The following is a 22813-nucleotide window of genomic DNA, read 5'->3' on the forward strand; positions in this document are numbered from 1 at the left end:
GACCATGAGTTCCAAATCTGCCGCACCTTCGACTGCGCCCGACATGAAGTTGTTCTGGGCCTGCTTCATCGCCCTCGTCGCCACCTCCTTTGTTTTTGGGGTGCGGGCGAATACCATGTTGCAGCTCCAAAATGAGTTCAATCTGTCCGAGCAGCAGAAAGGCAACATCGGCGGGGCGGGCATGTGGCCTTTTGCCATCAGCATCATATTTTTCAGCCTGGTGATTGACCGCATCGGGTACAAGTTGGTCGCCCTCTTTGCCATCGCCTGCCACAGCATCTCCTTGATCCTCACGGTGCAGGCCACGGGGTACTCTTCCTTTTATTGGGCCACTCTGCTCATCGCGATTGCCAACGGTTCGGTGGAAGCTTTTGTGAATCCGGTGGTTGCCACCATGTTCCCTCGGGATAAGGCCAAATGGCTGAATATCCTGCACGCTGGCTGGCCTGCGGGTCTCGCCCTCGGAGCTCTGGCCACGGCCTTGTGTCAGGCGCAGACCTGGCAGTTCAAATACTCGCTGTGCTTTATTCCGCTGGTCATTTACGCGGTGCTCACGCTGCCGCGCATGTTCCCTGTCAATGAACGTGTGGCTGCGGGTGTCAGCTACCGTGACATGCTTAAGGAAGTGGGCGGTGTCGGCTTTTTCATCCTGGGTTCCTTGCTCTACTTTGCCATCATGCAGATGGCTGGGAAGCAGGTCTCGCTTGTCTCCTCGGCGACCATGGGGGCCGTCATCGGCGCTGCTGCTTTCATTTACACCCGCTCGCCAGGAAACTGGCTTTTCCTAGTGGTGCTTATCACCATTGGGCCACTGGCCACCACGGAACTGGGCACCGATGGCTGGATGCCTGACCTGCTGAAACTGAGTGGGCCTGATTTTCCCAATTTTGAGACTTGGATCTTTGTTTATGTCTCTGCTGTCATGACCGTGCTGCGGTTTTACGCGGGTCCCATCGTTCACCGTTTTTCGCCCATCGGCCTGCTGGTTATCGGTGCTTCCATTGCCATCGTGGGTCTGCTCATGCTGTCGAATTCCGTCGGCTGGGCGATCCTGGGAGCCTCGACGATCTATGCGCTGGGCAAGACCTTCCTCTGGAGTACCACCCTGGGCATGACCTCCGAGCAATTCCCCAAAGGTGGCGCGCTGACTCTCAATGGTGTTTCCGCCGTGGGCGTTTTGTTTCTCGGGGTTCTGGGCAGCCCCTACATCGGTTACAAGCAGGACATGGACATGGAGAAAAGGCTCAGCTCCACGGAGCATGCTGCTCTCTATGCTCAGGTGAAGGGCGAGTCCAAAGACGGCATGTTCGGCCTCACGCCGACCCTCGATCAGGAAAAGATCAAGGCGCTGCCTGCGCCTGAACAGAAGCAGCTGGAAGCCGTCCAGGCCGCCAACAAGCGTGGGGCCTTCACCACCATCGCCATCTTGCCCACCTTCATGCTGGTCTGTTATTTGGGCCTGTTCTTCTATTTCCGGAGCCGCGGCGGGTATAAACCCGTCGAAATTGGCGGGCATTGATACGTTTCTGCCCACTTTTTTCCTTGTGAGCACCATTTGCCCCACCTAAAACAAGCCCGCTTTGCCAGGACGGGGTCATTCCCGACGTTAAGGCACTCCCGATTCACCCATCGCAAATCCGCAATCAACCCAATACAACACACACATGTCAGCAAAATCAGAAGGCATAGCACCTAACGCCAGCCGGCTCCTCTGGGCCGGATTCATGGCCATCCTCGCCGCCGGCGTCGGCTACTCCGTTCGTGGAGGTATTCTCGGCCAGTGGGCTGAACAGTTCGGATTCACCATGACAGAACTCGGTGCCATCACGGGTGGTGGTCTTACCGGCTTCGGTATCGTGATCATCCTCAGTTCCTTGATCGCTGATAAGGTGGGTTACGGCAAACTGATGCTTCTGGCCTTCGGTCTCCATTTCATCTCTGCTGTCATCACGCTTGCTGCACCTGCAGCATTTGCCAGTGGTGGCAAGGAAGCGGCATTCAACTGTCTTTTCTGGGGCATGTTCATCTTCGCCATCGGAAATGGTCTTTGCGAAGCTGTGGTGAATCCTTTGACGGCAACTTTGTTCCCTAACAACCGGGCGCATTATCTGAATATCCTGCATGCAGGCTGGCCTGCTGGTTTGGTCATTGGCGGTCTTTCCTCAGCCTTCATGTCTGCGAAGACCAATGAAGCTGGAGAAGTGATTTCTGCGGCTGTGGATTGGAAGATCCAGATGTCTCTTTTCCTGGTTCCTGTGATCCTCTACGGTCTCATGCTCTTTGGGCAAAAGTTCCCAAAATCCGAGGCTGCTGGCGCAGGTGTCACCTTGGGAGGCATGATCAAGACTGTTTTTGCTCCCTTGATGCTAGTGTTGCTAATCATTCACGCTTTGGTGGGTTATGTCGAACTTGGAACAGATTCCTGGATCAGCAAAATCACAGGTTCTATCATGGCTAGCCCAATGAAGGGGCTGATGCTCTTCGTTTACACTTCGATGCTGATGTTCTGCCTGCGTTTTGTCGCTGGTCCTATCGTCCACAAGATCTCTCCTCTGGGCCTTCTTTTTGTCAGTGCCATCCTTGGTGCCACTGGTCTGACGCTCCTTAGCAGTGCTCAAACGGTGGTTCTGTGCGTGGTTGCTGCAACAGTTTATGCCTGTGGCAAAACCTTCCTTTGGCCGACCATGCTGGCAGTCGTTTCTGAGCGATTCCCTAAAGGCGGTGCGGTAGCGATTGGTATGGTTGGTGGTGTTGGTATGCTCTCGGCTGGTTTGCTGGGTGGCCCTGCCATTGGCTTCAAACAAGATTTCAATGCTTCTAAAAATCTTGAGCAGGTGGCTCCAGCTACCTATGAGCGTTACAAGGCTGATAAAGAAAACTCGTTTATGGGTTACAAGGCAGTGGGCCTTGACGGTGCCAAGGTTGGCGTCCTTGAAGACAACGGTAAGGAGCTGGCCCGCGCGGGTGAACTGCTCGCGAAAGAAGGTAAAAAAGACGAGAACCATGCGAAGCTCGCTACTTGGTGGGCTGCCGCTCAGCCGATGGCTGCCGAGGACAAAAAACCTGTGCAGTCGGCAGGTGTCTTTGGCGGACAGATGGCTTTGAAACTGACGGCCTATGTGCCGATGGTGATGGCCGTTCTTTATCTGTTTTTGATTCTCTATTTCAAAGCCATCGGCGGTTATAAGCCGGTTCAGCTAGACGAGAAGCACTAAACGAAACGTCGTTTACCGATTAGTTTCTTCCAGCGGCGTCCCCTCACAGGGACGCCGTTTTTTTGCACCCCGATGTCACCTGCATTTCACACTTGCTCATCGCTCAAAAGCCAGAACCTTGAACTCAGAACATCCTCCCCTCCTTTTCCATGCCGACCTACGTTTACGAAACCATCCCTCAGTTTGAAGGTGACCTGCCCAAGCGTTTTGAAATCCGCCAGAGCATGAAGGACAATGCTTTGACTCAGCACCCCGACAGTGGCCAGCCCGTGCGGCGTGTGCCGATTGGTGGCACCGGGGTGATGGGCGGCAGCAGCAGTGCAGGCAGCGCCTCCTCTTCTGGTGGTGGTTCCTGTGGCACCGGTTGTGGCTGCCATTAGGCCATTGATGCACCACGAGGTGTAGGCTGCCCGCGCCAGCGGGTGGGCGACTGGTCTGGTGTTATCGAGCTTCCAAACACCACGCCCTGGCGGGCGCAGCTACGTGTTGTAGTTGCCCGCGCCAGCGGGTGTGCGAATGGTCTGGTGTTATCGAGCTTCCAAACACCACGCCCTGGCGGGCGCAGCTACGTGTTGTAGCTGCCTGCGCCAGCGGGTGGGCGACTGGTCTGGTGTTATCGAGCTTCCAAACACCACTACTTGTTGTAGCTGCCCGCGCCAGCGGGTGGGCGACTGGTCTGGTGTTATCGAGCTTCCGAACCCCCACGCCCTGGCGGGCGCAGCTACGTGTTGTAGCTGCCCGCGCCAGCGGGTGGGCGAATGTTCTGGAGCATCGAGCTTTCCAAACCCCACGCCTTGGCGGGCGCAGCTACGGAGTGTAGCTGCCCGCGCCAGCGGGTGGACGGATGCTCTGGAGCATTGAGCTTTCCAAACCCCACGCCTTGGCGGGCGCAGCTACGGCCTGCTCAGGCCACCACCAGCGTCACCGGGATGTTTCCGCGAGTGGCGTTGGAGTAAGGGCAGACGATGTGGGCCTTGGCCACGAGGTCTTCCACCACACTCTTTTCCAAGCCAGGGACATGGATGGTGAGCGTGACTTCCAAGCCGAAACCTTCGCCATCATCCCGGGCACCGATGCCCACTTGACCAGTGACGGTGGCATCACTTGGGACGAGAATCTTGGCTTTGCCGGCGACGAACTTCAGTGCGCCCAGGAAACAGGCGGAGTAACCGGCGGCAAAAAGCTGTTCGGGGTTGGTGCCGGGACCGCCGCCACCACCGAGTTCCTTCGGTGTGGAAAGGGTCACGGAGAGGACGCCATCGGCAGTGGCTGATTTGCCTTCACGGCCGCCGGTCGAGGTTGCCTGGGTGGTGTAGAGAACTTTCATGAGGTGATGATGTTTGGAGTTAGATGATGAAGCTTAACGAAGACCGCCTGAAACCACGAGTGTTTCTCCCGTGATCCAAGAAGAATCGTTTGATGCGAGGAAAACGGCCGCCGTGGCAATGTCCTGCGGCTGGCCGATGCGGCCCAGGGGAGTTTGGGATTCCACCTGCTGGCGGAATTGGCCTTCGGCAAAACCGGCGGTGTGTACGCCTTCTGTCTCGACCATCCCAGGATTGATGGCATTGACGCGGATTTTTTTCGCCCCGAGTTCTTTTGAAAGGACTTTCGTCAGGGCATCCACGGCGGCCTTGGTGCCGGAGTAAACGGCCGAGCCTGGAGGCGTGTAGCTGCTGACCACGGAGCTGATGTTGATGATGCTGCCACCTTCAGGACCGATGAGTTTCACGGCCTCCTGAGTGGTGAGCAGTAGGCCCAGCACGTTCAGGTTATACTGCCTGTGAAAGTGTTCTTCGTTGATGGCTTCCAGCGGGGAGAATTCATAGACGCCAGCGTTGTTCACCAGGATGTCCACTTTGCCGTAGGCCTTCTTCGTTTCAGCGAAGAGCTGGTCAATGTCGGCCTTCTTGGAAACATCACCCTGCACGGCGATGGCGCGGCCCCCTTTGAGGGTGATTTCATCCACGACCTTGTCTGCCCCGGCTTTGCTGGAGGCGTAGTTGACCACCACGGCGGCACCTTCAGCGGCGAGGTGTTTGGCGATGGAAGCTCCGATGCCTTTGGAGGCTCCTGTGACGACGGCGACTTTGTTTTCGAGTTTCATGAGGATATCAGTTTGAGGTGTTGCAGATTCGTTTTGTATCGAACGGTATGGAAGTGATAATGCTGGACAGAAAGTCGTCAATGAATATTTTACCGATCAGTATGAAAAAAGAATTAACACCCCCCGCAGTTGGCCGTCCGCGTGCCTTTGACCCGGATGTGGCGCTTGAAAAAGCCATGCAGGTTTTTTGGAAGCATGGTTATGAGGGCACTTCCTTGAGCGACCTCACGGAGGCCATGGGCATCAACCGCCCCAGCCTCTATGCGACCTATGGCAACAAGGAACAGCTTTTCATCAAGGTGCTGGACCGCTATGGCTCGGGCCCGGTGGCCTACGTGCTGGAATCGCTGAATGAACCCACGGTTCGAGGGGTGATCGAAAAAATGCTGCAAGGCTCGGTGTGTTTGTTGAGCGATCCTCAGCATCCGCGCGGCTGCATGGCCCTGCAAGGCATGCTCTGTGGCGGGAAGGACTCCGCCTTTGTGCTGGAGCACGCTAGAGCGCGGCGTGTTGCCGCCCAGGAGAAAATACGCGAGCGTTTTGAGCGGGCACGGAAAGAAGGTGACCTGACGCTTGAGGTGAACGCAGGCGATCTGGCGCGCCATCTGGCCATGCTGCTCAATGGGCTTTCCATCCAGGCCTCCAATGGAGCCAGCGCGAAGGAACTGAAACGTGCGGTGGAGTTTGCTTTGAAGACCCTGCCTGTGTGAGGCCCGGTGCATCCTGTCATTTGATTTAACTCGGCATCTCCCCACACTGTGAGACCCCCATGCGCGTTTTCTGCCAAATTCTAACCCTCATTCTTTTTCTCACTGCCTCGATGCAGGCTGCGGAGGGAAAGACGGTCCGCATCTTGACCATCGGCAACAGCTTTTCCCGCAATGCGACCAACCATCTCGATGACCTCGCCCTGGCCGGTGGCCACACCTTGATTCATACACCCATCGTGGTCGGGGGCGCTTCGTTGGAACTGCATTCCGGAAGGGCCATAGCCCATGCTAAAGACCCGAAGGACAAGGCGGGCCTCTACACGAATGGCCGCAGTCTGGTCCAGGAACTGAAGGCCGAAAAATGGGATTACGTGACGATCCAGCAGGCCAGCATCAAAAGCCATGATCTGACGACTTACCAACCGCACGCAAGTCGTCTCTGGAAGCTAATCCAGAAGAATGCTCCTTCCGCAAAGCTGCTGGTGCACCAGACCTGGGCCTACCGGAAAGACGATCCGCGTTTTACCAAACCCAATGGCAAACCCGGCGAGCCAAAGACCCAGGCGGAAATGCATGAGATGCTGAGCAAGGCCTATGCAGCCATCACTCAAGAACTGGGTGCCAAACGTCTGCCCGTGGGAGATGCGATGTACATGGTCGATACCGATGCAAAGTGGGGCTTTCAGCCTGGGCCTTCGTTTGATCCCAAAAGTCTGAAGCGTCCGGCCCTGCCTAACCAAAAGCATTCTCTGCATGTGGGCTGGAATTGGAAGAAGGGAAAAGATGGGAAAATCAACCTGGGCATGGATGGCCATCACGCGAATCTAGCCGGGGAATACCTGGGGGCCTGCGTGTGGTATGAAGTGCTGTTTGGCGAAAGCCCCGTCGGCAATGCCTATGTGCCCAAAGGGCTGGCGGCAGACTATGCTCGATTCCTTCAAGAGACCGCGCATCTGGCTGTGACACAAGCTGCGGCGAAGTCAGCGTCTGCTAGTCATCTTCGTGAACGGGGAAATGGCCTGGCTCTCCAAAGCAAAGAGATGCAAACTTTGGCAGACTTGACCTCTCAACCTCAATGAATCCAGGCACCCGTGCTCCGCGCTGGGCGGCCATCATCCCCTGGCTGTTTGTCCTGCTGTGGAGTAGCGGCTTCATTGGGTCCAAGCTGGGTGTGCCGTATGCCGAGCCCTTCACATTCCTGACGCTGCGCTATGTCATCGTGCTGGCGGTATTGGTGCCAATCGCTTTTCTCACGCGTGCGCCATGGCCGCAGGGCAGGGGACAGATCGCCCATCTCATTTTGGCGGGCTTGCTGATTCATGCCCTGTATCTCAGTGGCTGTGTGTACGCTTTGCGGTTAGGCCTGCCAGCAGGAATCGTCAGTCTCATTGTCTCCCTGCAGCCTCTGCTGACAGCCGCCTTGGCTGGCATGATGCTGGGCGAAAAGGTGATGCCCCGGCAATGGGGCGGACTGGCGCTGGGCTTCATCGGCACGGTGCTGGTGGTCGCTCACAAAACGGGTAGCGGCCTCACCTTTATCTCCACCGTGCCTGCGCTTTTGGCCCTCATTGGAATCACTGCGGGCACCCTCTGGCAAAAGCGTTTTTGTCCCGCCTTTGACCTGCGTACCAGCACCGTGGTGCAGTATGCCGCCAGCCTCGTCATCACGGCCATTCTCTCCCTGGTCACCGAGACTCGCGAGGTGCAGTGGACGGGCCAGTTTGTCTTTGCCCTTCTTTGGGTGGCCCTGGTTCTTTCCATCGGTGCCATCAGCCTTTTGAATCACCTCATCCGCAGCGGCACAGCAGTGAATGTAGCTAGCCTTTTTTACACCGTCCCAGCGGTCACCGCGCTGATGGCCTGGGGCATCTTTGGTGAAACTCTCACTGGTCTGTCCTTGGTGGGAATGGTGGTGGCGGTGCTCGGCGTGTGGCTGGCGCGGGGAAGGTGATTCACTTTCCCCCAATCCTGGCCCGTTGCGTGCGTTGGTAGTGGTTTTTACAACCATTGGTTAACCATGCACGAAGCGCCCTCACGACATTTTGATATTGCCATCATTGGTGGAGGGTTTGCTGGAGTTTACTGCGCGCAGCAGGTTCTCAAGCGGCTACGCGGGCAATCCATGAGGGTGGGGATCATTGCCAGTGAAAACCACATGGTTTTCCAGCCTATGCTGCCTGAGGTGGTGGGCGGCTCGCTTTCGCCCCAGCATGTGGTGAATCCTATCCGCATGATCTGCGAAGCGGCGGATGTTCTGAAGGGGGAGGTGACAAGCCTGGACCTGGAAAGCCGGGTGCTGACGCTGGATGGCGGACGCTTTACGCCCAATGTGACAGTGACCTTTGACCACCTGATGCTGGCCCCTGGGGCCGGAGTGGATCTGAGCCGCATCCCGGGGATGTCGGAGCATGCCTACCTCATGCGCACGGTGGGGGATGCGATGAAACTGCGTGCCGCTATCATCAGCCGCATGGAGGAGGCAAACCTCATCACCAAGCACCAGCAGCGCAAAGAGATGCTGTCCTTTGTAGTCGTGGGTGGGGGCTACTCTGGCGTGGAGACAGCGGGACAGATCCAGGATTTGATCGCGGGAGTGCTGCGTTATTACGACAACATCCGGGCGGATGAACCTAGCGTGACACTGGTACATAGCGGGGAGCGTTTGCTCGGCATGTTAGGGCCCGGGCTGGGGGATTACACTCGTCGCTGTCTGGAGAAGATGGGCGTAAATTTGATCTTCAATAAACGCGTGCGGGCGGTGACTGCACGCACAGTGCAGCTCAATGATGAAAGCACCATCGTCTCCAATCTTGTGGTGTGCACGGTCGGTAATGCCCCGCATCCGATTCTGCAGGCATTGGGAGCCCGTGGTGCGGTGCCGCTGGAACGCGGCAAGGTCATTGTGGAGTCCACTGGTCAAGTGAAAGGCGTGGACAAAGTATGGGCAGCGGGTGATTGCGCGGCCTTTCCCAAGGCCGATGGGGGCCTGTGCCCAGAGACAGCTCAATTTGCGATGCGGCAGGGCGCTTTGATCGGGGACAACATTGCTGCGACGCTGAAAAAGAAGCCGCTGAAAGCCTTCAAGTTTACAGGCTTGGGTGAGCTGGCTACCATCGGTCACCGCAAGGCGGTGGCTATGGTGATGGGCCTGCGTTTTTCCGGCCTGCTCGCATGGTTCATGTGGCGCAGCATTTACCTCATGAAGCTGCCGGGGCTGGACCGTAAACTCCGTGTGATGGCAGAGTGGACCTTTGAGGTGTTTTTCCCTCGCGATATCAATCTGCTGACGCCTAGTTTTTCTTCCCCCCTCGGGGAGATGCATTTGGAAAAAGGCGATTCGTTGTTTCGTTCGGGTGAGCCTGCCCAGTCGCTTTATGCGGTGAAAAAAGGCTGTGTGGAGATCACCGATGCGAATGGCCAGATCGTGAAATCCGCTGTGGCGGGAGAGCATTTTGGCGAACGCGCTTTGTTAGGCGATGGGATCTGGCGCTTCGATGCCACGGCCAAGGAGTCCACAGAACTGGTTGCGATTGATGGGGATACATTCAAGACGCTGGTGAAAAGCATTGGTTCGCTGGACAGCCTTTTTCGCTCCACCGCCCAGCAGTACCATTTGCCGGAGGAAATCCAGAAGACGGTCTCTGCGATGCCTGAGGCCACACGGCAGGCTATAGCGGCAGATGTGATGACGCGATCAGTCGCCTCCCTCACAGCGGAGCAGACGGTGCAAGATGCGGTGGCGGAGTTTCAGGCACATCCACACAGCACTTACCCAGTCACGGAGGATGGCAAAGTTATCGGTTTACTGCGCCGCTCTATTGCTTACGATTGGTTAAAGAATCACGGTCTAACTTGCCGTGATTTGCTAAAGACGCTGCCTCTCACCACACCCTTTTGTGTGCGGGCAGACATGCCTGTCCCTGAACTGGTTCAGACCCTCATGCGCACGGGCGTCAGCAAGGCAGTGGTGGTGGATGCGGAAAATCGTTTGTTAGGCATGGTGACCGTGTTTGATTTGCTGAAAGGGAGTCCCCCTCCGGCGTGAATATTCATGTGACGAAGCCTTTGGCATACAGCCAAAGGAGAGGTTCCTTCCGTTGATTAAGTGAGGGCTGGTTATCCTTCGATCATGCGTGATGCAGGCTCCCTGCTCTAAATTCAACTTGTGTCCTCTTATGAGCAGCGATCTTTCCCATGTTCCGGCAGGTTATCAGACAGTGACTCCATCGCTCACGGCGAAAGACGCCGCTTCGGCGATCCGATTCTATGAGCAGGCTTTCGGGGCTGTGCTGACCTTTAAGATGACGGATCCTCAGACCGGAGGAACTGCCCATGCGGAGTTCCGCATCGGCAACAGCATGCTGATGATTTCCGACGAATACCCTAAATTTGGCTGTCTGACGCCCGCTGAGGGCAGGGGCGGGGCCTTCATGATTTATATCCCAGATATTGAGGCTGCCTTTGAGCAGGCTCTGGCAGCGGGTGCCAGCGAGATTGATCGTCCTGCTGACCAATTTTGGGGTGACCGTACCGGACGAGTGGGCGATCCTTTTGGTTATCGCTGGACTCTGGCGCAAAAAATCAAGGATGTGCCTGAGGCAGAAATTGCCCGTCTGGCCGCAGATTGGCAGGGGTGATGCGGTAGGTTATCGCCCTCTCCGCCGATGCTGCCGTGCCCGAAATTCCGCAGGGCCACAGCCCAGGTGCTGGGTGAAGATGCGGGTGAAATAATGGCGATTGGGGAACCCGTGCTCGACAGCGATTTGGTCGATGGTTTTATCCGTCAGGACCAGGGCCTCTCCTGCCAGACGTAATCGGGTGGCCGTGACATAAGCTGCCGGAGTCTGTCCGGTGTGCTCGCGGAAAGCGCGGATAAAACGTTCCAGGCTCATACCCGCCCGATCTGCGAGGAAGGGATTGGAGAGATGGGAATGAGGAGCCTTTTGAATGAGATCCAGCACGTCCAACAAACGATCTGGCAAAGAGGCGGATGGTGGCAATTCCAGGTGGGCAAAGGTGGTGTGCAGCAGTGCGGCACTCTCATGATAGAGGCGATGATCGCGCTGGCCATGGGATGCCTCGCCATGAGTGCGAAGGACGGCCTGAATCAGGATATGCAATGTTTGATCCACGGGCAGGATGACTGGACCCACGGGTACGGGGCCAGCGAGCCGGGTGACGGTGAAATGCAGCCAGTAGTGGCAGGCAGTGGTGGGGGCGCAGCAATCGAAGATAGTGTTTGCAGGGATGAGGACGCATTCATTCGGCAGTAGCGGGATATCGCGCCCCTGGTAGCGGAGGTGGCAGCCCGTCTGAGGGTTGTGGTAAAAACGCCAAAAAGGACTGTCCACACCTTCGTGGTTCCAGTTTTCCAAGGCAGGCTGGTATCCGCTCTCATGAATCAAAAAGGCTGACCAGCCAGCCTTGGCAATGGGAGACAGACTGACGCCCCAAGGGGTGGTGTAATTCAGGTATTTGCGTTTCGTCGGCATGGCCTTTCCATAGAATCCGACATGAAAAGCCTCTTGGCAAGATGATGCCACAAGGGAGGTGGACTCCGGGTGTATCACGATTAGACACAGATAAATCTCAAAGAGGCAACAGGGTGTTGCGTATAATGCAGCATGACTTGGAAGGTTTCATTTTCCTTGAGCGCTATTCTTGGCCCTGCGTTGGCAGCTGCCGGGCTGGTCTGTGCGACCTCTGCTCGGGCGGAAAAGATGGAGTTCAATCGGGATATCCGCCCCATCCTTTCAGACAAGTGTTTTCACTGTCATGGTTTTGACCCGAAGACGCGCAAAGGAGACCTGCGCCTGGACGAACGGGCTGCGGCTGTTGCCGATGGCCACATCGTGCCAGGGGATGCGCTGAAGAGCCTGATCATCGAGCGCGTGCTTTCTCATGATGAGGATGAAGTGATGCCGCCACCGGAGTCTAAGCTGGGTCGCCTAACCGAAAGTGAAATTGCCAAGCTGAAGCAGTGGGTGGATGAAGGGGCCGAATATCAAAAGCACTGGAGTTTCATTGCCCCGGATCTGAATGAGCTGCCTCGATGGAAAGCGGATGCTAAGGCCGCCGGGGCAAAGGGGCCGATAGATCATCTGGTGGCTCAAGGCCTGAAATCACGGGGATTAGCTCTGCAACCGAGGGCGGATGCAGCCACCCTGCTGCGACGTGTCAGTTTTGACCTGACGGGCCTGCCTCCTTCAGCGGAAGAAGTTTTAGCTTTTTCCGGCAAGCAGCAGGAAGGGGCTTACGAGGCTCTAGTGGAGAAGTTGCTGGCTTCGCCTGCTTACGGAGAGCGCATGGCGGTGGATTGGCTTGATGTGGCCCGATATGCGGACAGCTACGGATTTCAGGTGGATCGTCTGCGGGATGTTTGGATGTGGCGTGACTGGGTGATCCAGGCTTTTAACCGGAACTTACCCTTTGATCAATTCATCACCTGGCAGGTGGCCGGGGACCTTTTGCCAAATGCCACGGATGAGCAGATTCTGGCCACGGCCTTCAATCGTCTGCATCAGCAGGAATCCGAGGGTGGTTCCGTGGAGGAGGAATACCGCATCGAGTATGTGGCGGACCGTGTGCAGACGTTTGCCACCGCGTTCCTGGGGCTGACGTTCGAGTGTTCGCGCTGTCATGATCACAAGTATGATCCTATCAAGCAGACGGAGTACTACGGCTTGTCGGCCTTTCTCCAGAATATTGATGAGGCGGGCCTGTACTCCTACTTCACGAATTCGGCCCCTACCCCTGCGCTTATGCTGATGAATCAGGGCCAGAAATCCCAGAAGGCAGGTCTGGAGAAGAAAGTTGCTCAACTGGAGCGACAGATTCGTGAGGTGGGCGGGGTTACCTATGGTGAGGGATTACAGATGCTCGATTGGCCTGAAGGAGTGCCTCCGCAGAGAGAGGGGCAGGTGGCCCATTTTACCTTTGATGTTTTGGAGAAAAACAAGCTGGCCGATGCACTGCATCCCTCACCTGCTGCAAAAAACCCGAAAGACAAAGCGGCAGATCCTGCTGCCATCTTGAAAGGTGAAAACAAGGTGGTCGAGGGACGCGTGGGCAAGGCCATTCAGTTCACGGGTGATGATCCGGTGGATACCCCTGTTGGCAGTTTTCATCGGTATGATCCCTTCAGCCTGTCCTTATGGATGAAAACCCCCGATGTGAAAGAGCGGGCGGTCGTGCTCCATCGTTCCCGCGCCTGGACCGATGCGGCCAGCCGTGGGTATGAACTGCTGATTGAAGAGGGCAAGCTGAAGTGGTCGCTCATTCATTTTTGGCCGGGTGATGCTATTTCCATTCGGACCAGGGACGTCCTGCCGATCAATGAGTGGGTGCATGTGGTGGTGACGAATGACGGCAGCAGCCGCGCATCTGGTCTGCGACTTTATGTAAACGGCAAACGGGCGGAGATTGAGGTGATCCGGGATCATCTGACTCGCGACATCACCGGTGGCGGCGGGGATTACATTAGCCTTGGGGAACGCTTCCGTGACCGAGGTTTCAAAGGCGGCTGGGTGGATGAGCTGCGGGTGTTTGACCGGGATGTGTCTCGACCGCCAAATGACACGCTCAAGCCCTTGCTGGCTCAGCTTCAGGTGGCACGGGCGGAGTTGACTGCCTTTAATGATGCTCAAAAGGAGATCATGGTGATGAAGGAACTGCCGCAACCCAAAAAGGCCTATGTTCTGTTTCGGGGGGAGTATGACAAGCGTGGTGAAGAGGCTCCGCCCGTGACACCGGCTTTCCTGTCGCCGTTTCCGAAGGATGCACCGCTGAATCGCCTCGGGTTGGCTCGCTGGTTGACGGCGCCGGATCATCCACTGACGGCCCGGGTGACCGTGAACCGTTTATGGCAAAGTTTGTTTGGTCGTGGACTGGTGAAAACCAGTGAAGACTTCGGCAGCCAAGGGGAGAAACCCATCTACCCGGAGCTTCTCGACTACTTGGCCTTGCGTCTGATGGAGACAGGCTGGGACATGAAGGCTCTGATCAAAGAAATCGTCTCCAGCGATGTCTATCAGCAGCGAAGCATAGCTGATGCGACGACGATGGCGGATGATCCAGACAATCAGTGGCTGGCCCGTGGTCCACGATTCCGCCTGCCAGCGGAAATGATTCGCGACAATGCCCTGGCTAGCGCTGGATTGCTGAAAACACAGATCGGTGGGGTGCCTGTGAATCCGTATGAAATGTCGGAGGCGTTCAAGCCTGGGGATGTGGCAAAGGATGGCAGCGTGTACCGTCGCAGTCTCTATACAACTTGGCGTCGCACTAGCCCACCTCCCGCCATGGTCGCCTTTGATGCACCACGAAGAGCGGTCTGTTCGGCCAAAAGAGAGCGCACGGACAGTCCGCTCCAGGCCCTCATTTTGCTCAATGGCACGCAGTATGTGGAAGCTGCTCGTGTGCTGGGAGAAAAGATGCAGCGCGAATGTCAGGGGGATTTGGTGAAGATGATCGAATATGGCTTTCTGCGCTGCCTTAGCCGCCAGCCTGATGCCCATGAGGTGGAAATCTGTTCACGACTTTTTGAGGAGCAATTGAAGCATTTTGAGGCCAATCCCAAGGAAGCTAGAGCTCTCCTACAGACAGGCCAAGCGCCTCAGGATGCCGCCTTGCCACTTGCACCCACCGCCGCCGCCACGGTGCTGGCCCAGGCACTTTTGAACCACGATGCGGCTGTTGTGAAACGATGAATATACACCCTTCACCTTTAATGAATCGCCGCACCCTGCTGAATCGTTTTGGTATGGGCCTGGGTGGTGTGGCCCTGGCTGAGATGCTCGGCAAGGAACAGGCCCATGCCGCAGATCCAGGTATCCTGGGTGCACCCCACGCCGCTCCGAAGGCCAAGCGGATCATTTATCTCTTCATGTCCGGTGGGCCTTCACATCTGGATCTGTATGATTACAAACCCCTGCTCAATCAACGGCATGGTGAGCAATTGCCAGACAGTGTGCGGGGTACCCAGCGGCTAACGGGCATGTCGGGAAATCAAAGCTCGATTCCCATGGTGGGCTCACCTTTCAAGTTTACCCAGCAAGGGCAGGCTGGCGGGTGGTACAGTGAATTGCTGCCGCACACGGCCTCCATCGCTGATGACATTTGTGTGGTGCGTTCGATGTTTACGGAGAGCATCAATCACGGACCTGGAGTCACCTTTTTCCAAACAGGTTCTCAGATCGCCGGGCGTCCCAGCATGGGTGCTTGGTTAAGTTATGGCCTGGGTGCGCAGAATGAGAACCTGCCATCTTTTACGGTGCTCATTACCAAAGGCAAAGGCGGCCAGCCCCTAGGCGCACATCTTTGGGGCAGCGGGTTCCTGCCCACCAAACATCAAGGCGTGCTCTTCCGCGCGGCAAAGGATCCCGTGCTGTATTTGGGCAATCCGGATGGCATCAGCAGAGACAGTCGCCGGATGATGCTGGACCGACTGCGGGAATTGCACGAGCATCAGTTTGCCGGCACGCCAGACGTGGAAATCTCCAGCCGCATTGACCATTACGAAATGGCCTATCGCATGCAGAGCAGCATCCCAGAGGCGACAGGCATTGAGGATGAGCCGCAACACGTCCTGGACATGTATGGGCCGGATGTAAAGACCCCCGGCACCTTTGCTGCAAACTGCCTACAAGCACGCCGACTTGCGGAACGCGGTGTGCGTTTCATCCAGCTTTACCACCAAGATTGGGACCACCACGGTGGCCTTCCTGGAAATCTGCCCAAACTAGCCAAGGAGACGGATCAGGCGTCAGCAGCCCTCATCAAAGACCTCAAGCAGCGCGGGTTGCTGGATGACACGCTGGTAGTGTGGGGAGGCGAATTTGGCCGAACCAATTATTGTCAGGGAAAAATCAGTGCCAATTTTGGTCGCGATCATCATCCGCGCTGTTTCACGGCCTGGATGGCAGGTGGTGGGATCAAGCCTGGCAGTGTCTATGGGGAGACGGATGAATTCGGTTACAACGTGGCCAAGGACGGCGTTCACATCCACGACTTCCACGCCACCTTGCTGCACCTTTTGGGGATTGATCACGAAAGGCTCACCTACAAGTTTCAAGGCCGCCGCTATCGTCTCACGGACGTTCACGGGCATGTGGTAAAGGGTCTGCTGGCCTAACGAATATTAGAGCAAGTCTTCCCACGGCAGATGTGTGAGCAGCCAGTAGGACACCCGTTTTTTGAGCGGAACCTCAGGGTCCCGATGATGCTGGATGGGCTGGCCTTGCTGCGTCCGACCGCTCCAGTTCAGGCAGCCGTTTTTTTCCTGCGTCACATGCCAGCAGTTCTCGGGCTGGAGGTCCTGCATGAGGTATTTTTTCAGCCGCTTCGCAAAGGCAGGGCTGTTGATGATCACACCCGTTTCGGTATTGATGTACTTTGATCGCGGATCCATGTTGTAGGAGCCGATGAAGGAAATACGGTCATCCACCACCAAACCTTTGGTGTGCATTCCCAGAGGGGTGATTTTCGGGGAATGGATATAATCTTTACGGGCCGGGGCCCGGGCATTGAGTTCGTAATATTCTGCGCCGGTTTGGATCACCTCTTTTCTCCGGTTGGCAATGCCCGTCATGGCCAGCAGACCGTCAATGGAGGCCAGCGAATTGGTCAGCAGTTGGATCGTGACGCCTCGTTTCGAGGTTTCTTCAAGCAGTGCCAAAGTCTCCTCCTGGGGAATGAGGTAGGCGGCGTGCATCACCATGTTTTTTTGAGAGCCTTCGATGGCATCCTCCACCGTCCTCCAAACCGGAGAGGCGATCTTGCCCTTGCGAAGCATTCGCTCGGGTGGATCGGCGATGAATTCATACTCTGCCCAGATCATGCGGCCCGAGAGATCTGCCAGGAGTTTGAGGGCATCTTGACGCGCCAGGGTGACGGGATAGGGGCAGCGGTGATGATGGGCGAGATGGTGCTTTTTGCGTTCGATGCTACGTCGCATAGCTCGTAGCTTGTCTTGATCCTTGCCAGTCAGTTTGGTGCGGTCTCCTTTGCGTGTTAGCGGTGAATTCCAATACAGATTGAAAGACTTGGCCGCCGCGCTCACCACTGGGCCTTTGGCGATGAAATCCAGATCTCGCATGTTGTGCTTCTGATCCACGCCAAAGTAGGTGTCCGCCAAGTTGCGGCCACCTCCGATCAAGAGGCTGTTGTCAGCGATGAGGATCTTGTTATGCATGCGGCTTTGCATGCGGTCGATCTCTCCAATCACTGGAATGGGGTTGCCCGCAAAGACCCCTTTCAGCGCGGTCATTGGGTTGAAGAAAGCGATCTCAATGTTCGAGTGCGCGGCCAGGATGGCAGATTTGACCTCGGTCTGCGCCCCATGAGTGATGTCCAGGAGCATGCGGACCTTTACTCCCCGGTCGGCAGCCGCCAGAAGACGATCTGCAAACACGGTTCCGCACACGTCGTCGGCCCAGATAAAATACTGGAAATCGAGGGTCTTTTGCGCTGCTTCCACCACGGCCAGACGAGCTAGGTAAGCCTCTTTACCATCGGCCATCATCTCAAAGCCGGAGGTTCCTTCACGGCGGACTGTACGCTGGCGGGATGCTTGGGCAATGGTTTCCTGCTTCGCCAAAAATGAACTCGGCACCGTTGGCTGCGTGGCAGAAGGGCCTGCGCAGGAAATCATGACAAGACAGCCCACACCAGTCAGCATTCGCAACATGACGTTCATGATAAGGGAGCGTGAAACAGGGGATGGCATAGCAAATTAGGGCTGGGCTAGGCTGGAATCGTGCAGAAAGACACATGCACTTCGCACGAAGTTTCTCAAATGCTCCCGTTTTTTGTGATTCAAACCGATTGCGATGATTTGTGATACGAATGTCCGCATTTTTTGAAAACTCGTTCTGAACGCCGTTCTATGCCTCTCCGAATGCATCTCACGGATCTCACTTGGCCTGACATTGCCGCTCTCGACAAAAACACCCCAGTGGTGTTCCCCATTGCGGCGCTGGAGCAGCACGGCTGGCATATGCCCCTTTTTACCGACTCGATGCTGATGGGAGAGATCGCCAGGCGGGCGGAACTTGAACTGACAAAGAAAGTGCTGTTTGCCCCGCTGCAGTGGCTGGGGAATTCCCACCATCATCTTGATTTTCCCGGCACTCTCTCGGCGGAGCCCCGGGTGTACCTAGATATGCTAGTAGGGGTGCTCGAAAACTTCATTGCCCACGGTTTCCGTCGGCTGATCCTGCTCAATGGCCACGGCGGCAATGATGTGCCGGGGAAGCAGGCCGTGTTTGAGGTGCGGCAGCGCCATCGTCTGCGTGATGATTTGCTGCTCCTGTTTGCCACCTACTGGAGCCTGAGTCCGGAGGCTGGTGGTGCCCATCCGAAGCTGACCCAGAAGGTCATGGGCCATGCCTGCGAGTGGGAAACCTCCATGGTGCTGAGGCTGGCCCCGCATCTGGTCAAGGCACCGGAAACCGTCACGGAAGTGCCCTTTGGCAACAGCTTCGAACCAGCCACCCGTGGCTGGATCATGACGGACCGCTCCGTCCCTGGCCACGTGGGAAATCCGACTCAGGCCAGTGCGGAAAAGGGGGAGGCTTTGTTCCAGGTCTTCACCCGCGATGTGGTGGCGATGCTGCGGCGCGTCATCGATTGGAACGGAAAAAGCTGGGATGGTTGATGACTTATGACACGCTCCCCTTACTGGAAATGGTGGATTACGGGCCTGCTGCTGCTGGCCACGACGATCAATTACATGGACCGCGTCACGCTGGCGAATGCCTCCGTTCGTGTCACGCAGGAGTTCGGCCTGAATGATGAGCAGTATGGCAATCTCGAACTCACTTTTGGTTGGGCCTTTGCCGCAGGTTCGCTGGTCTTTGGTTTCCTGGCGGACCGCATGCGCATCTACTGGCTCTATCCCTGTGTACTCGCAGGCTGGTCACTCATGGGCATGTTTTCGGGCTGGACTCAGGATTACACCAGCCTGCTGGTCTGCCGCACCTTGCTGGGTTTCTTTGAGGCGGGTCACTGGCCCTGCGCCCTGAAGACCACCTTTGCCGTCCTGACGGAAAAGGATCGCACCATGGGCAACAGTGTGTTGCAGAGTGGGGCCTCTATCGGGGCCATCATCACGCCCCAGGTAATGATGCTGCTGATGACCGATGAGCTCGGTTCCTGGCGTTCTGCCTTTGTCGTGGTGGGGGCTTCGGGGTTGCTGTGGGTGGTGGCTTGGTTTCTCATGCTGCGGCCACGTGACCTGGATGTGCCTGTTCGTGAGGTGAAGGTGGCTCCTGTCAGCCTGGGCAGCATCCTCATCAGCCCCAGCTTTTGGGCCCTGGCCCTGCTCATCACGGGCACCCAGACCGTATGGCACATGTACCGCGTGTGGATGATGAAGTTTCTGCAAACCGGACGCGGGTATGCTGAGGGCGAAGCCTTGCATTTTAATTCGCTCTATTACATCTCTACGGATGTCGGCTGTGTCATGGCAGGCGTGGCCTCATTGTGGCTGGTACGGCGCTTTCACTGCTCACCGCATCAGTCGCGCCGCTGGGTGTATGCCGCCGCTTGCGGGCTGACATCACTCAGTGTGGCCTTGCCATGGCTAGGCCAGGGATGGCCTTTACTTGGCGTGCTGTTGCTCATTGGGGCAGGAGCTTTGGCACTTTTCCCCTGCTACTATACCTTCGTCCAGGAATTGTCCGAAGAGCACGTGGGGCGTCTGACCGGGCTGCTCAGTTTTTGGGTGTGGGTCATCACTTCACCGTTGCATCGTTGGTTCGGCAAACTGGCAGACAGCACCGGCTCCTACGACCTCGGTCTGGTCATTGCCGGTCTTGCGCCCTGGATCGGTGTCTTCGCCATGAAGTGGCTGTGGCGGCCTCAGGCGCGGTTGGTCTGAGGATAGTGCTATCTTACCACTTCAGGCTCGTCACAGGCACGCGCGTTTCGTTGCGGTGTGACTTGACGATCTGCCCGTCTTTGAGATGCAGCACCCGGTCCGCCATGCCGGCCATGTCGGCATTGTGCGTGATGATGACCGTCAGGGTCCCCAGTTCCCGGTTGATTCGCTCCACGGCCTCCAGCACGGCGATGCCCGTGTTCACATCGAGGGCTCCCGTGGGTTCGTCACAGAGCAGCACCTCCGGCTTTTTGGCAATCGCCCGTGCGATGGCCACCCGCTGTTGCTCACCACCGCTTAGTTGGCTGGGAAAGTGATCCATGCGGTGCTGCAGGTTCACTAGCGCCAGAGCCTCCTCGGGTTTCATGGGGTCCCGCGAAATATCCGTGATCAGGGCTACATTTTCCCGTGCGGTCAGGCTGGGGATGAGGTTGTAAAATTGGAAGACAAAGCCCACGCAGTTCCGGCGAAAGAGCGTCAGCGTCCGTTCATCACCCCCGGTGAGATCCCAGCCCTTGTAGCGCAGTTGGCCGCTGGTGGGAGTATCCAGTCCGCCGAGGATGTTCAGCAAAGTGGATTTGCCACTGCCTGAGGCCCCCAGCAGGACCACCAGCTCGCTGGAATGAAACTGGATGTCCACCCCATGCAGGGCCACCACGTCCAGCTCACCGGTATGGTAAACTTTTCGCAGGGCACGGGCCTCGAAAATGGGGGCGGAAGGGGGCATGGGAAATCAGTGTTCAGGGGGAGTTTGAGGCGGTTTCCTGAACACTGTTGTTCAAACGGAAGGCGCCTTAGTGGCAGCCGCAGCCTTCGCCGCAACCTGCCTGGCCAAAGACTTCGTCATGGGTCGGAACGCGGCCTTTTTCCAGGGTCTTGGTGACAAAGCCGTTCACCTTGTTCGCCACGTCCTGCAGCAGGTCCTGGGCAGCCATGAAGCTCTGGATGACTTCGTTGGCATCGGCCTGGTCTTGGAGGGACTGGAAACGGCTGACTTCGGAGGGTTCCATCTCAGCACCGCTGCGGTGGCGCTGTTCCAGGCTGCGGCCTAGGGTCATCACATCGCGGTACAGGGAGACTGCGCCTTCGTCAGCCAGGAAAGATTCGGCTTGGTTACGGGCGGCCTGCACTTCGGGATCTGCGGCGATGGCTGCGCACAGAGCTTCAATGTGGGAGGCGATGACGGGGTCGATAGCGGCGTTCATGGAGGGGGAGGCTAGCTGGAAAAGTGGAAATTGTCGAATGGCGGATTGGAGTTTGTCACAGTAAGGAACGGCGCTGATGGGTGGGGTGGATGGCCGTCATCGCTATTTCTTTTTCCCACCTGCTTCCATAAAGTCCAAAAGATCTAGGATCTGTTCCAGGCGCAGGGCATTCAGCAACCCGGCAGGCATGGGGGAGGCTTCGGCCTGAGTACGACTGCGAATCAGGCTTTTGCCGATCTCCACCGTCTCGGGACTCAGCGGATTGGGCTTTAGCACCACCTGTTCTCTCCCGGCTAGAACTTAGCCACTGCGGTGTGGGCGGTTGATTGGCCAACTGGGCGGAGGCCCAGGAAGCGACGAAGAAGATGGCGAGGATCCGCGAAACATCATGCAGCCTCATACGCCGACTGCGGGAGGATTCACGTGGGCGAAGCAGTCCGGGTCGGCGGAGAAAAGAGCGTGAGGCGGAATTTCTTGGGCCACAGGATGAAGGCCGCCGTTGCCAGGGCCAGGTAGTAATGCGGCATCTCGATCCTCCCCTGTCCGGCAGGGGTGTAAGCGATGATGGCAAAGAGCAGATAACCGGCCTTGCCCCCTGTCATGACGCTGCGTACGACCAGTGCACCTAGTGTGCCGACAAACAGCAGCAGACCGGGAATGCCAAGTTCCAGCCACAGCGAGACATACTCATTGTGCGGTGCCCACAGGACACCTGAAACGCCTGTGCCATGGCCTAACAGGGGCTTCTTCATCACACCTTCCCAGGCATCAGCCAGATCCTTGGCACGTTCGGGGGACTTCAGTTTTTCAAAGTCCAGTTCGTAGATGGCCTGGAGGCGTTCGGAAGTGTTTTTGTCTTTGGTAATGCCCTGCTCAGTCCGGCTTTGCAGGATGGCAAAACCCACCCCAGCCGCCGGGATGGCGATGGCGGCCATGATGAGCAAAAATGGCAAATTCCGCCGTGCATTCATCAGTACATAGACTCCTGCCATCAGGACCAGCACGACAAAGCCGCTGCGACCGTAGGTCAGTGCCACACCGACAAAGGCCACGCCAATGAGCAGGCAGTTGAATTTGAAGCTGCGGCACAGCGCAAAGGTGATGCCTAGCATCTCACACAACAGCACTGGCGGGAAATTCGGGTGGCTATTAAAGCCTGCGTACCGTCCCTGAATGCTGGAAAATTTGAAGATGCCCAGCATCTCGGCCACTTCAGAACCCGTCGTCATGAAGATGGCCAGAATGGCCGCCCAGCGCACGGCACGCATGCCCTGGGCGGTGGAGAGCACACAAAGGATGGCCACGATGACCAGCATGACCCGCAAGTGGTCCATCCCTGCCTGACCCTGCAAAGTGGTGACTGAGCGTGACAGCAATGCGGCATCAAACAGCCGCACGGCAGGCAGCAGCAAAATGAGAAATGAAACCGGGGCCAGCCTGACGCTGCTGATGAAAGACAATCCCACGCACGAAGCGAAGGCAACCAGGGTGAAGAGGGCGGGCTTCAAAGGTGAAATCCCCGCGTTGTAAGAGCCGATCACCACATCTGCAGCCAGCAGCCCCAGGATGGTGCCACAGACCCAGACAATCATGCGTTGGAAAAAAGTCTCCGGTGCATCCGGTGCAGATACCCCTAGTCCATCCTGCCACACAGGGGTGGTCATCGGGTGGCTTGGGGGCATGGAATGAGGGGAATG

20 protein-coding genes are annotated in these 22813 nt (G+C 57.0%); 12 read left to right on the top strand and 8 right to left on the bottom strand.

Translation table 11 applies throughout. The features are described from left to right. Positions 1 to 4 precede the first annotated feature (4 nt). The 3 genes from ABEB25_RS01515 (at position 5) to ABEB25_RS01525 (ending at position 3595) form a co-directional block, all read left to right on the top strand. The gene (locus ABEB25_RS01515; RefSeq protein ID WP_345734609.1) at positions 5 to 1519 is read left to right on the top strand and encodes an MFS transporter; all 1515 of its coding nucleotides are present in this window, start codon (positions 5 to 7) and stop codon (positions 1517 to 1519) included. A 205-nt stretch (positions 1520 to 1724) separates the two neighbouring features. Next, positions 1725 to 3215 (top strand): MFS transporter, encoded by a 1491-nt coding sequence (locus tag ABEB25_RS01520; RefSeq protein WP_345734610.1) that lies wholly within the window; start codon positions 1725 to 1727, stop codon positions 3213 to 3215. Between the two features lie 149 nt (positions 3216 to 3364). Beyond that, positions 3365 to 3595: an FmdB family zinc ribbon protein gene (locus ABEB25_RS01525; protein WP_345734611.1), complete on the top strand. Its 231-nt coding sequence runs from the start codon at positions 3365 to 3367 to the stop codon at positions 3593 to 3595. A gap of 524 nt (positions 3596 to 4119) precedes the next feature. On the opposite strand, the gene ABEB25_RS01530 is transcribed toward ABEB25_RS01525, so the two are convergent. Both ABEB25_RS01530 and ABEB25_RS01535 read right to left on the bottom strand, forming a co-directional pair. Beyond that, the gene (locus ABEB25_RS01530; RefSeq protein WP_345734612.1) at positions 4120 to 4542 is read right to left on the bottom strand and encodes an organic hydroperoxide resistance protein; all 423 of its coding nucleotides are present in this window, start codon (positions 4540 to 4542) and stop codon (positions 4120 to 4122) included. A 33-nt stretch (positions 4543 to 4575) separates the two neighbouring features. Continuing rightward, the gene (locus ABEB25_RS01535) at positions 4576 to 5322 is read right to left on the bottom strand and encodes an SDR family NAD(P)-dependent oxidoreductase (RefSeq protein ID WP_345734613.1); all 747 of its coding nucleotides are present in this window, start codon (positions 5320 to 5322) and stop codon (positions 4576 to 4578) included. Between the two features lie 101 nt (positions 5323 to 5423). Between ABEB25_RS01535 and ABEB25_RS01540 the strand changes: the two genes are divergently transcribed. The 5 genes from ABEB25_RS01540 (at position 5424) to ABEB25_RS01560 (ending at position 10669) form a co-directional block, all read left to right on the top strand. Beyond that, positions 5424 to 6032: a TetR/AcrR family transcriptional regulator gene (locus tag ABEB25_RS01540; protein ID WP_345734614.1), complete on the top strand. Its 609-nt coding sequence runs from the start codon at positions 5424 to 5426 to the stop codon at positions 6030 to 6032. A 59-nt stretch (positions 6033 to 6091) separates the two neighbouring features. Further along, entirely contained in the window at positions 6092 to 7111 is a 1020-nt protein-coding gene (locus tag ABEB25_RS01545; protein WP_345734615.1) for a DUF4886 domain-containing protein, read from the top strand. Further along, positions 7108 to 7983, top strand: coding sequence for a DMT family transporter (locus tag ABEB25_RS01550; RefSeq protein WP_345734616.1), 876 nt, complete (start codon positions 7108 to 7110; stop codon positions 7981 to 7983). The genes ABEB25_RS01545 and ABEB25_RS01550 overlap by 4 nt, the downstream gene beginning before the upstream one ends. A gap of 66 nt (positions 7984 to 8049) precedes the next feature. Next, a complete protein-coding gene (locus ABEB25_RS01555; RefSeq protein ID WP_345734617.1) occupies positions 8050 to 10077 on the top strand; it encodes an FAD-dependent oxidoreductase in 2028 nt (675 codons plus the stop codon). A gap of 130 nt (positions 10078 to 10207) precedes the next feature. After that, the gene (locus tag ABEB25_RS01560) at positions 10208 to 10669 is read left to right on the top strand and encodes a VOC family protein (protein WP_345734618.1); all 462 of its coding nucleotides are present in this window, start codon (positions 10208 to 10210) and stop codon (positions 10667 to 10669) included. A gap of 9 nt (positions 10670 to 10678) precedes the next feature. Here ABEB25_RS01560 and ABEB25_RS01565 read toward each other — a convergent pair whose 3' ends face one another. Beyond that, positions 10679 to 11524 carry an AraC family transcriptional regulator gene (locus tag ABEB25_RS01565; RefSeq protein ID WP_345734619.1) on the bottom strand — a complete coding sequence of 282 codons (846 nt, stop codon included), beginning with the start codon at positions 11522 to 11524 and terminating at the stop codon, positions 10679 to 10681. Positions 11525 to 11680: 156 nt separating this feature from the next. Between ABEB25_RS01565 and ABEB25_RS01570 the strand changes: the two genes are divergently transcribed. Together ABEB25_RS01570 and ABEB25_RS01575 are read left to right on the top strand one after the other, a co-directional pair. Beyond that, entirely contained in the window at positions 11681 to 14740 is a 3060-nt protein-coding gene (locus ABEB25_RS01570) for a DUF1553 domain-containing protein (RefSeq protein ID WP_345734620.1), read from the top strand. 20 nt (positions 14741 to 14760) lie between these two features. Further along, positions 14761 to 16164, top strand: a complete 1404-nt coding sequence (locus ABEB25_RS01575; RefSeq protein ID WP_345734621.1) for a DUF1501 domain-containing protein — start codon at positions 14761 to 14763, stop codon at positions 16162 to 16164. Between the two features lie 6 nt (positions 16165 to 16170). Here ABEB25_RS01575 and ABEB25_RS01580 read toward each other — a convergent pair whose 3' ends face one another. Beyond that, complete coding sequence (locus ABEB25_RS01580) at positions 16171 to 17727, bottom strand: phospholipase D-like domain-containing protein (protein ID WP_345734622.1); 1557 nt, start codon at positions 17725 to 17727, stop codon at positions 16171 to 16173. Positions 17728 to 17916: 189 nt separating this feature from the next. On the opposite strand from ABEB25_RS01580, the gene ABEB25_RS01585 reads away from it, so the two are divergent. Both ABEB25_RS01585 and ABEB25_RS01590 read left to right on the top strand, forming a co-directional pair. Beyond that, positions 17917 to 18687 carry a creatininase family protein gene (locus tag ABEB25_RS01585; RefSeq protein ID WP_345734623.1) on the top strand — a complete coding sequence of 257 codons (771 nt, stop codon included), beginning with the start codon at positions 17917 to 17919 and terminating at the stop codon, positions 18685 to 18687. Positions 18688 to 18693: 6 nt separating this feature from the next. After that, positions 18694 to 19911 carry an MFS transporter gene (locus ABEB25_RS01590; protein ID WP_345734624.1) on the top strand — a complete coding sequence of 406 codons (1218 nt, stop codon included), beginning with the start codon at positions 18694 to 18696 and terminating at the stop codon, positions 19909 to 19911. Between the two features lie 13 nt (positions 19912 to 19924). Here ABEB25_RS01590 and ABEB25_RS01595 read toward each other — a convergent pair whose 3' ends face one another. From ABEB25_RS01595 to ABEB25_RS01610, 4 genes are all read right to left on the bottom strand, one after another. Further along, on the bottom strand, positions 19925 to 20638 hold the full coding sequence (locus tag ABEB25_RS01595) for an ABC transporter ATP-binding protein (protein ID WP_345734625.1): 714 nt from the start codon (positions 20636 to 20638) through the stop codon (positions 19925 to 19927). A gap of 67 nt (positions 20639 to 20705) precedes the next feature. Then, entirely contained in the window at positions 20706 to 21116 is a 411-nt protein-coding gene (locus ABEB25_RS01600) for a YlbF/YmcA family competence regulator (RefSeq protein WP_345734626.1), read from the bottom strand. A 102-nt stretch (positions 21117 to 21218) separates the two neighbouring features. Beyond that, positions 21219 to 21392: a hypothetical protein gene (locus ABEB25_RS01605; protein WP_345734627.1), complete on the bottom strand. Its 174-nt coding sequence runs from the start codon at positions 21390 to 21392 to the stop codon at positions 21219 to 21221. A 143-nt stretch (positions 21393 to 21535) separates the two neighbouring features. Next, positions 21536 to 22798, bottom strand: a complete 1263-nt coding sequence (locus tag ABEB25_RS01610) for an O-antigen ligase family protein (protein WP_345734628.1) — start codon at positions 22796 to 22798, stop codon at positions 21536 to 21538. Between the last annotated feature and the right edge of the window lie 15 nt (positions 22799 to 22813).

Origin of the sequence: Prosthecobacter algae (assembly GCF_039542385.1) — a bacterium.
GTDB classification, from domain to species: Bacteria; Verrucomicrobiota; Verrucomicrobiia; order Verrucomicrobiales; family Verrucomicrobiaceae; genus Prosthecobacter; species Prosthecobacter algae.